This window comes from Pseudomonas sp. PS02302, assembly GCF_029959585.1.
Taxonomy (GTDB): Bacteria; Pseudomonadota; Gammaproteobacteria; order Pseudomonadales; family Pseudomonadaceae; genus Chryseomonas; species Chryseomonas aestiva.
On the sequence record NZ_JASCON010000003.1, the window covers coordinates 61633 to 73299 of the forward strand.

14 protein-coding genes are annotated in these 11667 nt (G+C 60.9%); 3 read left to right on the forward strand and 11 right to left on the reverse strand.

Going from position 1 to position 11667, the window contains the following annotated elements; all coding sequences use genetic code 11:
• The first annotated feature begins 951 nt into the window (after positions 1 to 951).
• The gene (locus QMX82_RS01975; RefSeq protein ID WP_064306993.1) at positions 952 to 1557 is read left to right on the forward strand and encodes a hypothetical protein; all 606 of its coding nucleotides are present in this window, start codon (positions 952 to 954) and stop codon (positions 1555 to 1557) included.
• Between the two features lie 56 nt (positions 1558 to 1613).
• Here QMX82_RS01975 and QMX82_RS01980 read toward each other — a convergent pair whose 3' ends face one another.
• The 3 genes from QMX82_RS01980 to QMX82_RS01990 all read right to left on the reverse strand — a co-directional run bounded on the left by QMX82_RS01980 (position 1614) and on the right by QMX82_RS01990 (position 2854).
• Entirely contained in the window at positions 1614 to 1805 is a 192-nt protein-coding gene (locus tag QMX82_RS01980) for a hypothetical protein (RefSeq protein ID WP_064306994.1), read from the reverse strand.
• Positions 1806 to 1881: 76 nt separating this feature from the next.
• Positions 1882 to 2112 carry a hypothetical protein gene (locus QMX82_RS01985; protein WP_064306995.1) on the reverse strand — a complete coding sequence of 77 codons (231 nt, stop codon included), beginning with the start codon at positions 2110 to 2112 and terminating at the stop codon, positions 1882 to 1884.
• A gap of 109 nt (positions 2113 to 2221) precedes the next feature.
• Positions 2222 to 2854: an SOS response-associated peptidase gene (locus QMX82_RS01990; protein ID WP_173150425.1), complete on the reverse strand. Its 633-nt coding sequence runs from the start codon at positions 2852 to 2854 to the stop codon at positions 2222 to 2224.
• Positions 2855 to 3111: 257 nt separating this feature from the next.
• Here QMX82_RS01990 and QMX82_RS01995 point away from each other — a divergent pair, with 257 nt between their 5' ends.
• Both QMX82_RS01995 and QMX82_RS02000 read left to right on the forward strand, forming a co-directional pair.
• Positions 3112 to 4803, forward strand: a complete 1692-nt coding sequence (locus tag QMX82_RS01995) for an Hsp70 family protein (protein ID WP_064306997.1) — start codon at positions 3112 to 3114, stop codon at positions 4801 to 4803.
• Between the two features lie 8 nt (positions 4804 to 4811).
• On the forward strand, positions 4812 to 6461 hold the full coding sequence (locus tag QMX82_RS02000) for a J domain-containing protein (RefSeq protein ID WP_064306998.1): 1650 nt from the start codon (positions 4812 to 4814) through the stop codon (positions 6459 to 6461).
• A gap of 142 nt (positions 6462 to 6603) precedes the next feature.
• On the opposite strand, the gene QMX82_RS02005 is transcribed toward QMX82_RS02000, so the two are convergent.
• The 8 genes from QMX82_RS02005 to QMX82_RS02040 all read right to left on the reverse strand — a co-directional run bounded on the left by QMX82_RS02005 (position 6604) and on the right by QMX82_RS02040 (position 11649).
• Positions 6604 to 7020, reverse strand: coding sequence for a hypothetical protein (locus tag QMX82_RS02005; protein ID WP_064306999.1), 417 nt, complete (start codon positions 7018 to 7020; stop codon positions 6604 to 6606).
• Between the two features lie 7 nt (positions 7021 to 7027).
• Positions 7028 to 7756, reverse strand: a complete 729-nt coding sequence (locus QMX82_RS02010) for a hypothetical protein (protein WP_231893020.1) — start codon at positions 7754 to 7756, stop codon at positions 7028 to 7030.
• Between the two features lie 111 nt (positions 7757 to 7867).
• Positions 7868 to 8110 (reverse strand): DUF1654 domain-containing protein, encoded by a 243-nt coding sequence (locus tag QMX82_RS02015; RefSeq protein ID WP_231893021.1) that lies wholly within the window; start codon positions 8108 to 8110, stop codon positions 7868 to 7870.
• A 121-nt stretch (positions 8111 to 8231) separates the two neighbouring features.
• A complete protein-coding gene (locus tag QMX82_RS02020; protein WP_064307002.1) occupies positions 8232 to 8522 on the reverse strand; it encodes a hypothetical protein in 291 nt (96 codons plus the stop codon).
• Complete coding sequence (locus QMX82_RS02025) at positions 8519 to 9652, reverse strand: DUF7146 domain-containing protein (protein ID WP_082900360.1); 1134 nt, start codon at positions 9650 to 9652, stop codon at positions 8519 to 8521. The genes QMX82_RS02020 and QMX82_RS02025 overlap by 4 nt, the downstream gene beginning before the upstream one ends.
• Positions 9653 to 9791: 139 nt before the next feature.
• Positions 9792 to 10589 (reverse strand): hypothetical protein, encoded by a 798-nt coding sequence (locus tag QMX82_RS02030; RefSeq protein ID WP_064307004.1) that lies wholly within the window; start codon positions 10587 to 10589, stop codon positions 9792 to 9794.
• Positions 10590 to 11003: 414 nt separating this feature from the next.
• Positions 11004 to 11144 (reverse strand): hypothetical protein, encoded by a 141-nt coding sequence (locus QMX82_RS02035; RefSeq protein ID WP_156522273.1) that lies wholly within the window; start codon positions 11142 to 11144, stop codon positions 11004 to 11006.
• A 211-nt stretch (positions 11145 to 11355) separates the two neighbouring features.
• The gene (locus QMX82_RS02040) at positions 11356 to 11649 is read right to left on the reverse strand and encodes a hypothetical protein (protein WP_064307005.1); all 294 of its coding nucleotides are present in this window, start codon (positions 11647 to 11649) and stop codon (positions 11356 to 11358) included.
• Positions 11650 to 11667 lie beyond the last annotated feature (18 nt).

The window sequence follows — 11667 nt, forward strand, 5'->3', positions numbered from 1 at the left end:
GAGATAATTGTCAGGTCTTCTTAATTTCCTTTAAGAATGAACTGATGATGGCGAAGAGCGGCTATCACGCAAAACCCATATCCAATTTAACATAATTATGATTATGCGAATTAGAAAAATATCCCGCGCTAGGTTCGGAAAGTAGGAAATTTCAAAACGCGGCATTTTGATTTTCAAACCGCAGTCAAAAGCTAAGTCAAGCTTTCGCTTGCGCACACCATTGGGCCTGAAAGCTATTCCAAGCATGAAGCATAGACACTGTTATGCGAGGTCGACGCGCGCCGCGGCAGGGTGCCCGGACGCGCATTTTACGTCCGGGCGCTGACATCAACTCTGCTCGTGAGCTTCGTCTGCGGCGGATTTGCCACAGTCGTCGCAATCACCCAGGTCCGCTTCGTAGGTCGCGTTCGCCGTGACGACCTCCGAATCTGCTCCTTTGGATCGGCGATCGCTGTAGCAGTCGTCACAAAGATTTACCGTGGGGTACTGGTCGGACGTCCGCTCCGAACCCATGCTGCCGTAGACCACACATGTTTTCATACTGTTACCTCTGGTTGCTGCCGGCGGTGCCGGCGGGGTTGCCCATGAGCGCGCGTCGCTCTATCGGGATGATATTACTTCGGGAGAGCGGTGTTCGCTGCCCAAATTCGGATACACTAGGATTTTGCAATCAATTGCAATTTCGCAGGGATCGCTTTGAATATCAACCGCTTCAAGTCTTGGTGCAGTCGGAACCGTATATTACTATCTGCCACATGCACTGCTGTTCCTTTGATTATAGGCTTATACTTTGAGCGAGGCAATATAAAGCAACTTGGCCTTCCTCTAAGTGTCAATGACGTAATTCAAGCCCTAGGCCAATTCGCAACAGTAGGGGCGTTTTGGGTTGGTTTCAAACAACTTAAAAAGGCCAATGAACAAGCCAGCGAGCAGGCTGAGAAAGAGCAGCAGATGGTATTCATGAACGCTGCACAGTCACAGATCAGCAAAATGTCCTGGGTGTTGAGCCAGGTTTCTGCAACAGACCTAAGAATCACGGGACTATGCGATTTTGTCAGCACGATGGCGAATCTTGGAGGCAATTTTCATGGGATTTACGAAGATCTTAGGGAAGGCCCTGAAAAGCGTGTGCTTAGAATCGCTTGGCAGGACATGTTGTGGAACGAGTTAAGTCCTAAACTGGAGCAGGTAACCCTCACCGGCTTGATCAGGGATTCAATAAGTCACGGGGACCTAACTGCAGCCAACGTCAACGCTGCAGAGATGCAGTATCGCCACAGATACCTAGACGAATACAAAGAATATTTTAAATCCGTAAACATGCTGGATGTCTGTGCCATCGCTCTGCCCACAGAATTACGGAGGCTGCTCGAAAAAGAGAACACAACGTTTATGCTCTTCAGAATGTATTACTTTGATGAAGAGTACGTTAGTGACTACTGCAAAGACTTAGTAAGCCAGCCAAATTATAGAGCTCACGTTCCGACTATTGCGGCGATTGGTTACTACTTCTCCAATCCTCGAACCCCTTACCTTGACGACCCAGATCCTATATAAAATTACAGCGCATCCCTTGAGATCTGAGCAGCTGTTGAGCCCCTGGCCCTCAGATTTCAAATTCCAGAAACCGGGGCGTCCTCATCAAGCTCTCGAAGGATCCGCTCGGCAATCACCCAGCCATCCCACCATTCGATCGTCTGGACGGTGTTGTTCGGGTACGGGCAGGGGTCGCCCAAGCCGGCCAAGTAGTCTTGGTAGCCGCGGCGGCGTGGGGTGAGCAGCGTCGTCTGTCGGAGATCACGCATGGCTACTCATTCCCCAATATCTCCGAACGGCTTTGGCTCGCTCAAAACTCGATATAGAAGATAGGCCGACGGGGAGCTAAGACATCTTGTGTAGCAGAACAACGACTGCCATCGGAATCAAGGCCATGGCGGAGCCGATGCCCAGCGGGAGCCAGAAATACTCGGCCGATCGCCAAGCTGGTTTGGAGAGCATTTCCAGGTTCTTCCGGTTTATTTCGGCCGTATCTCTCATGGATTGGACGATCATCCGCTGCATTTCTACCTGGAGACGCCGGGACTCAAGCTCCAGGTTCTCTCTCTCGCTCATGATCAAATCTCGCTGATTCGCCTGCGTACTCACGGTAATGCTACCCCTTCCCAGTCAAACCGGCACGGCATCGCTCGCAGCGCCGGTGGACACGAGAGGCTGGGAGCGCTCAAGCCGCCTGGAGGCGGTCCGGGGGATACTGGCGCAGGAAGCCCGTCGAGGCTTCGGCCGATGCCATCAGCCAGTCCTTGATCGACCCATTCGGCAGTATCGCCAGCATCCGTTTCTCGTCCTCAGGCCGGTGGTAGTTCTTCATGAAGGGGTGATCGTCAGCGTTGACGGTCAGCATGGTGAAGCTGAAGCGCCCCTTACCGTCGGGATCGCTCCATTCCTCCCACAGGCCGGCAATCGCCATCAGGCCGCCGTCAGCGCGCTCGATCCGTGTCGGCAACGCTTTCCCGCTACGCCAATCTGGCTCATAGATCGCCGCCGCTGGAATGATGCAGTGCTGGGCCCTCTTCCAGGCCGTGCGAAAGGAGTTCTTCGTGGCGGCCGTTTCCGAGCGGCAGTTGTAGGTGCCGCGCCCGAGCTTCCTGTCCTTTGCCCAACCAGGCAGCAAGCCGAACTGGCCTACCGAGATGTCGTACTCCGGTGCGCCATCCTCCTCCCCCTCGACTGTGTTCAGCCGGACGAAGGGCCCCATGTAGAGGGGCCATAGCTCGCCTTGGTATTGCTCGTCGAAGGGCGCGCCAAACGCGCTTTTCAACCGCGCCGGCGTCGGCGCCTCATAGTGACTGCACATGCCCTGTCGCCTCCGGGAAGTCCCACCTGGTGCTGCTGGCCTTTCGGCCGCGCCACACTGTTTGACCGGATGACCGCGCTGCGTTCCCGAAGACCGCCTGCGGGCTTACTGGCCCAGGTGAAGCAAGCACCTTCGCCGGCCGCTGACGCCCCGCTCGGAACGCGCGATCGGCTGATTCTTTACCCTCCAGGTGGTAGCCGTTCTAATAACGGCCTTTGACGGGACCTGCGCGGGTCCGCATAGCGCAAGGAGCGAGCATGATCATCGGCATAGACCTGGGTACCACCAACAGCCTGGTCGCCGTCTGGAGCGGCGAAGTTGCCCAGCTGATCCCCAATGCACTGGGCAAGGTGCTGACCCCAAGCGTGGTTGGCCTGGACGACAATGGCCAGCTGGTGGTTGGCGACATCGCCCGCGAGCGCCTGCAGACACATCCGCAGATGACCACCGCCTTGTTCAAGCGCTACATGGGCAGCGCGCAAGAAACGCTGCTAGGGCACCGGCCGTACCGCCCGGAGGAGCTTTCTGCGCTGGTCCTTCGCAGCCTCAAAGAGGATGCCGAGCGCTTCCTGGGCGAGCCGGTGACCGAAGCGGTGATCAGCGTGCCGGCCTACTTCAGCGATGCCCAGCGCAAGGCCACCCGTATCGCCGGCGAGCTAGCGGGACTGAAGGTGGAGAAGCTTATCAACGAGCCTACGGCCGCCGCCCTCGCCTATGGTCTGCACCACAAGGAAGAAACGACCTTCCTGGTGTTCGACCTAGGCGGCGGGACCTTCGACGTGTCGGTCCTCGAGCTGTTCGAAGGGGTGATGGAGGTCCGCGCCAGCGCCGGCGATAACTTCCTCGGCGGTGAAGACTTCGACGACGTCCTGGTCGCGCACTTCCTGGCGGCGCCGGCGGCCGCGGGCCTGTCTGACGCCACCACCGGCGCGCTGGCGCAGCGCCTGCGCCGTGAAGCACAGCGGGTGCGGCACCAGCTCGGACAGCAGCCCCGGGCGCAGTTTGCTATCCACGAGCACGGCCGTGAGTGGAGCCTGGAGATCACTCAGGATGAGGTGATGGCTCTCTACCAGCCGCTCCTCGATCGAATGCGCGCCCCGATTGAGCGCGCGCTAAGGGACGCACGGATCAACGCCGCCGATCTGGATGAGGTGCTGCTGGTAGGCGGCACCACCCGTATGCCCTTGATACGCCGCCTGGTCGCCGGCCTGTTCGGCCGCTTTCCGTCGATGCAGCTCAACCCCGATGAAGTCGTGGCCCAGGGCGCCGCGATCCAAGCCGCGCTCAAGGCCAGGCACGCCTCCTTGGACGAAGTGGTGCTGACCGACGTCTGTCCCTACACGCTCGGCATCGAAACGACGTCAGGCGATGACCTCCGGCGGGAATATGGGATCTACCTTCCCATCATCGAGCGCAACAGCGTAGTCCCAGTCAGCCGGGTCAAGACGGTCTCCACGCTCGACGACAATCAGACCGCGGTGAAGCTCTGCATTTTCCAGGGCGAGAGTCGGCTGGTGAAGCACAACATCTACCTGGGCGAGCTCGAGGTACCTGTGCCACCGCGCCGGGCGGGTGAGGTGCGAATCGAGGTGCGCTTTACCTATGACAACAACGGGCTGCTGGAGGCAGAGGCACACGTGCCGCTGACCGGCGAGAGATTTAGCCTGGTCATCGAGAACAACCCGGGCGTCCTGAGCCCGGAAGAGATCGCGCAGCGCCTGGAAGCGCTTTCCGCCCTCAAGGTGCATCCTCGCGATCAGCAGGTGAACAGCGTGCTGATGGCCAGGCTGGAGCGCCTGTATCAAGAAAGCCTGGGTGACCTCCGGGAGCGGGCCGGCGGCCTGGCGCAAGATTTCCAGCGAGCGCTCGACACCCAGGATGAGCGCGTGATCCGCGATGCCCGCAAGTCGCTGGCGGAGCGGTTGGATCGTCTCGAACGACGTCTCTGAGGCCAGGCATGAAACTTGACCTGTTGGAGCTCTCCCAGGCGGCCACCGAGCGGGATCTCAAGCGCGTCTATGCGCGTCTCCTGAAGGTTCACCGACCCGATACGGATCCGGAAGCCTTTCAACGCCTGCGGCAGGCCTACGAGTGCGCGTTGGCAGAGCTCAGTCGGCCGGCAAGCTTGGACGAAGGGGCCAAGGCCACTCAATGGGTGTACTCACCCTCCCCCGCAGCAGCGACGCCGGTCGATCCTGTGCCTAAGATGGACGGCACTCCGCTGGCCGCACCGGTCCAACCGATCCAGCGCGCAGCAGAACAACCGCCCACAGAGCCTTCCCTCCAGCGCCTATCCGAGCAGCCACTTCCAGACGCCACCAGTCGCCTCGCCGGGTTGCTCAAGGGTGACCTCACCCTGGCCTGGGAGACAGCCAGGCGCGAAGGCCTGGAGGCTGCTTTTCAGCGACAGCTCCTGCAGCGGTGCTTGAACAGCGCTGACCTGCAAGCCCTGGCCTGGGCGCAAGCCAATCTCCACTGGCTGACCCTGGCCCAGCCCGACTACCTGGGTCTGCGTGAGGAAGCTGTGCTGGCCAACCAGCTCGCCCTCCAGGTGCTTGACCAGATGCGTCAGGCCCTCGCGCAGGGCCTCGAGACGCAGGCCTATAAGCAGCTTCGTGTGGCCTTGGAAAGCGACTGGCTGCAACCACTCGACCGCCGGACCCGGTTCCAGGCCGACGTGTTCGAGCTATTGGAGAACGACGGGCACTGGACGCCGGCTTTCTTTGATCGGGTATGCGCACTCAATGTCTGGAGCGAAGAGCGTGGCCACCTGCCCTGCAGCGTCAAGCGCTGGGCCGTGATGGTAGGGCGTTGCCATGCTTACGCACTGGAGGCGAGCTTGCGCGACCAGCTCGCCGCGCCGGCGAAAACAGCCGGGCAACGGGCAGCGTGGTTCCTGCTCGGCGACCTGGACGACCGCCGCCGGCGACAGTGGGCCGATAGCTTCACGACAGAAGACTGGCAGGCCTGCATAGCGTTGGAAGAGGACATCGCGTCCTTCTCCCAGATACCAGCCGCTCTGCAGCAACCTTACTTCGCGGAGTGGCGATCCTGGATGCCACGCGGCTACTGGCGCTGGGGCTACGTCTACCTGTGGGCGATGCTGTCCCTAGCGCTGACCATCATGCTGATCGCCAACCCGGAAAAGACCCTCGGCGAAAGCCTCGGGATACTGCTCGTAGCACCGCTAGCGGTCGTGCCCCTGGCGTTTGTGCTGCCCGCCACCTGGCTCATGCGCCTGTGGACGGACCTATCACGGCTGCTCGCGCCAGCAGATGTCGCAATGAGCGCCAGGATGTTGCCACGGCGCCTGACTCGAAGAGGCAGCGGCGTTTTGGTGCTGCGCCATGTGTTTCCCAGCCTGCTGCCCGCGGGGTTTGTCTGGATGTGGGGACGCGCCGTACCCATGCTAGGCCCGGTAATGGCGTTGGCCACCGTACTGGGCGCTATGCAGTTCGCCAACGTCGTCACCCGAGGCGCCTCACCCGTAGCTTGGATCGAACGAGGCCTGCATCAATTGCTGCAGAACCGCCGTCGAGCGAAGCAGGTGCTCGCCCTGGGCGCAGGATTGGCGCTTATGGTCGCGGCACGGCTGTTCATTGGCTAAGCGACTGCGGGACATGCTGCGTCGTTGAGGCGCGTTCAAGCTCAACCAGATTCGATCGCGCCGCTGACGTGCGGGCCCTCCATTCGGAGGCCTCGCTGGGTGACGCCTCACCACCTATCGATCGCCGGTCGCCGCCCTGGAGTTACCTGATGAACCTAAGCAGGTCAGGTCCGTCGATGCACAGTCCAGTACGCATGCTGGTGAACTCACTGCTTTTGCCAAGCAGATCCATCTGAGCATTGCCCTTGCTGGAGTCGTGCCCGTAGAAAAAGATTCTTTCGGGCCGACCGCGAGCGTCCCAGTCGATCTTGATGATCTGCAGGCGGTAGATACGCTGCTCCCCCCGCCGCTGAATCAGGCTGCCTTGCTCAAAGCCTGCTTGCCCGAGGGCCTGGTGGCTGATGCCCTGCATGACCGCGTAGGAGTTGGCCAACGCGGCGACCTGCTCCTCTTCCGAAGCGTCGCGAATCGTTTCCCACAGCGCCGGCTCGACGGCGCGCACCATCGCGAGCAGCTCCGGCCGTAGCTTGGAAAGGTATCGCTTGAGCCCTGCTTCCATGGATCCTTCAGTACCCCTGTCTCTGGTATACGGTGATCGCGAGCAGACCCGACTGGTCCAACGCGGGCCTCGTCACGAGCTGCCAGCCCGCCATGCTGCCAAGGTACCGCACGCCGTCCTGGTTACCGGCGTGCCGATGCTGCTTATGCCGAAGTACCTCGGGAGGAAGCGTCACTTCGCGATTCAGGTCACGGACTACCCGGGCCAGTCGTGGGAAAACGTTCTCCGGCTTGCACTCACCCTTCGTCTCGTCCAGGTACTCGACAAGGGTGTGATGGGTCAGATAGATCTTGCCGAAGACTGGGTTCTCCACCGACGGCTGCGGAGGGGGTGTTCCATCCCATTGCACGCAGAAGGCAAGATGCTCCTCGCGGGTCCAGGGCTTGTTCTTCTCGACGCTGATGCCGCTCAGGCCGAAGAACTGAGTGCGCAGCGCGTTCGACGTCTCGTAGAGCTCGCCCTTGGAGCTGTCCGAGAGCAGCAGGCGCTTCACCGCGCCGCGAGACACCACAAGCTTAAGGTTTCCGCAGGTACGCTGGTGGCCGGCCAGCTCGAATTGCACGAGGGCGCACCACAGGCCGTAGAGCTCGATGAAGTCGAGCACGTTGTCGCCCAGGTCTCGGCTCAGGTGGATCTCGATCCGGCGGAAGAAGCGGTCGTCGCCATTGAACAGGACGTTATAGACGCCTGGCACGTCCGTGGCCGCAGTGCTCACTTTGCAAACTTTATAGGTCATCGTTTGGATCTCGGCAGGTAACTGGAACCTAGTCTCCATGCCTTTTGAAAATTGCAAACGCCGATTCTAGCGCGGTTCTGGGTCGAACCTGCCAGCGCGTCATACGATCACTTAGAACTCGTCGTAGCTGACCTTCCAGAACAGGTCGACGCTACCGTCATCGCGATGGGCAATGATGACGCCCTCCATCTCGCTGATCGCCTCGAGCAGCTGATCCCAGTCCTGATCTCGCGCGTCGCGTCGCTCAACGTGGACGTGCTTTTCTCGGACGCCAGGCGCACTCATGACTTGCCTGTGAACCCGTGCGGCGAGCTGGTCATAGGGCGTCAACGCCGGCGGTGAGGTGCGGGCCATCTCCACAGGTCCCATGGGGCTGTTCTTTTATACAGTATTAAACGGACCAGCTACCTGGCAACCGGCGCGTGCCTTGCGAGACGAAAGGCGCCCAGGCTGATCGCCAGACGAAAAAAAAGGGTCAGCGTGCGCTGACCCTTTCAGGATGCTCGGTCTGACCGAACAAGGTGTTGATGATGAGTTGTGCTTCTGCCGCGTAGGGCCCGAGGAAGGTCAGTGTGGCGCCCTCCTCTGCAGCCTTTACGTGCAGCAGGATCCGGTACCGGCCGTAGTGCTCCCGGTACCGATCCCTGACCAGCGCGCGGTACTCCTCCGGGCCGCCGGCAAACGTTGCCGGTGGCGCGAAGGGGTCGATACCGTGGCTACCTGGTGCCGTGGGCACAATCCGCGGATCGAAGAGGTAACTGCTCACGCAACTGCCCTCCTCGCCGACTGCGGAAAGCCCATCCGCCCCAGTTGCAACAGCACATCATTCCAGTCGACGCCCTTGGCCCCTTCCGGAATGGGAAGCGGCGGCACGAAGACCTGCAGCTGGATGTTCCGCTCCCAGAGCCGCTTGCGCAGCACCTTGGCAGCTTCCTCTCCACGACCTGACCGGTCCTTGTCGATCCAGATGCGAACGAGCTTGGTCGACGGCCCAGGCTCAAACGCTTCCAGCAAGGTGGCGCTCACCGCCGGGTAAACCCGAACAGCAAGATCCATCCCTGTTTCGATCGCAAACGCAGTCTCCAGGCCTTCGCACAGGTCGACGACCGGGGCATCCCACTGCCCGGTGCAGATCGCGCCACCGGTGACCTGACGATCACTGGGATAGGCGCACATCTTCTTCGGGTTCTCCACCGGTGCCTTCTCGCCGCGGGCGGTGAGAAAGTGCCGGTGCAGGGTGATTGGCATCTTCGCCTTCGAGACCTTGGCGACGATCGCCGGGTACTCGCCTTCAAAGCGCCCATCTTCGTTGTGGCTGGCCAGGCCCCGGTGAAACCGCACCGTGCCTTCGAGGCCGCTGCGATCCCAGATCAGGATCTTGCGGCTGGCCAGGTACAACCGCGCGGGCTCGGCATCAGGATGAGTCAGCGGGATGGTCTCCGCCCACATCTTGTTCAGCCGGTTGCGCAGCATCGTGTCCTCCTCCGCCTGCTTCGCGGCCGCGGCCTCGCGCCGGGCTTGAAGCTGGGGCAGGCTCTGCCGGTTGACACGCTCCTGCACGTTCTCGTCATCGGTAGAGCGGATATCCAGGCGGTCACCCACCAGAGATACCGCATCAGCGAAGTCGATACCCTTGAGCCACTGCAGCAGCGCGAAGCCATCCGGGAACGCACCGCAGGTGTTGCAGATACCGCCGCCGGACTCGTGAAAGTCCTTGCGGAAGAAGCGGAAGCCATCGCCCTTGCGCCCAGTCTTGCCGTGCACAGGGCAGGCGACATGGCGCCCCACCTTGCTGAATGCGCGTGCATCGATCTCAGGGCATAGATCTTCCAGGATGGAATCCCAGCCCCGCACCTTTGCCGCGTCACGCACCACACTCGCTTTCAAATTTCTCATCATGGACCTCCAGGTAAAGCCCAGCACCGGGGCTTCCCGAAACCCCCGAGACGGGAGCTTGGGGAAGCCCCGGCGCTGGGGAGTGGTCCAGAGAGACTTCGCCCCCAGAGGGGGATAAGCCCCCCTGGGGTTGGTTGGATCAGGCTGCCTGCCGCAGGCGCGGTAGGGACAGCGAGTTGAGGTACTGACGGGCAGTACCGATAGCTTCGTGAATGAGCTCGCGGCCGGCGCAGCAAACGCGCCGACCTTCCGGAAGCTCTACGCCGTAGACGTGCTTGCCGGCGAGAAGGATGTCGCCACCCTCCTCTTCACTGGTGACCAGGTAGACCTTGGCCTCCAGTGCGCAGAAGCGCAGATCGCCCTTCAGGACCTGAGCAACCCGCTCATCAAACTCCTCGTTCGTGGTCTCCGACTCGAACGGGTCGTAGGATTCATCCTTGAAGGCGCTGAGCTCCACACGAAAGCGATCGAGCTTGAAGATCCGCAGATCCTCGGTTTCCTCGATGTAGCACTCAGAGAGCGAATAGCCCATACGCGCTAGCATCGCCCCGGTGGACACGACATCCTCCTCCAGGGCCTTCATGAAGCGGTAGAAGGCTACCTTGTGAGTTGGGCTGCCGTAGACGTCCGCGGCAGTGCCTTCGACGCTGCGCGCAGACTCACTCAAGGACGTCGACCGCTCGTGTACATAGCGACCTGGACCTCGAGACAGCGTGAGCTCCTCGTCCTGGTCAGCGTTTTCCTTGAGCTCGCTCCAGATCGCCGGAAGAATCTCCGGTACCAGGCGCGGGCCAAGCTTTTTGATGTCGAGCGTACCGGTGAAGCTTGCGCCGTCTCCCTGGCAGTAGCCGAGGGAGAAGCGCACGTCGTCAGACGGATAGCCAAGCTTGTCGAGCTGGCGGGCCATCATGGTGGTAAGCGCGGTGGTGATAGACATTCCTGGATCTCCGGTAAGCGCGGAGTCCGGCCCCGGCGGGGACGAAGCCCGCGCGGGTTGAGGGTTGGCCTATCAGAACGAAAGGCCGGTGCTGAAGAGCTCAGCTGCTGCATCGCGAAAGCGCACCATGGCGCCATCGAGAATCCACTGTGGGCTGCCTGATGGGCACTCCGCAGTAGACTCAAGGCAAGCCCCGCCGTGTGGGCGGGGACTCGCTTGAGTGATCGCTTCAGAGAAGCAGATCGAGAACGACAATCACCAGATTGATGATCTCGGCCATGGTGCACCTCCTGGTTGGGAGGGACCCTGCCCCCATCGGGAGCATAAGTCCCGTGGGGAAAGGCCTTGCGGCCCGCTGATACGTCTATCGGTGAAAGCACAGCCTCCCGGAAGAGAGGCTGGCCAGGATTACGCTCAAGCCTTGCGGGCTTGCGCCTTTACCGCATTGATCGCGCCCCGCAGGGGTGCGAAGTAGATCGCCGGCGCCTGCTTAGCAGCGCTGACGAACTCAGCAGCGAAGGTTTTGAAGAAACGCACCAGGTGATGTCGGAACATGGTCGGCTCCTCGCCAGTACATGTCCCGAGCATACGCCCGGGCTGGTGCCATCACAACGGCTTTGTGCCACTGTTTTGGTGGCAGTTTTGCAGCTGTCGCCACTGCAAAGTGACACCGGTTATAGCCCCGCGTAACGGAGCGAAGTAGATGCGCGGCGCCTCGCGGGCCGCCGTGATGAACTCCGCTACCGCTCTTCTTACCTTCGAGCCTTCAGTGATCATCTTTGATCTCCTTGAATGCCTTCCAGGACGTGAAGCCCAGGTAGGACAGGAACAGCAAAGCATCGACCACCAGGATGGTGTGCTCGAGGAAGAACAGCACCGTGAGCGTGAACTCAGCGACGTTGTACTCCCGCAGCTTGTGCACCAGGTATCCCAGCAGCACCGCCGGCATGGCGACGATGAGGAAGATGCCGGTACCGACCAAGCTATGGCCGGCAAAGTGCATCAATGGGTGGTACCAGGGAACGCGGACAGCAGGGTCTTTCTTGCTATGGTCTCCCATAACAGGCCTCCATCGAAA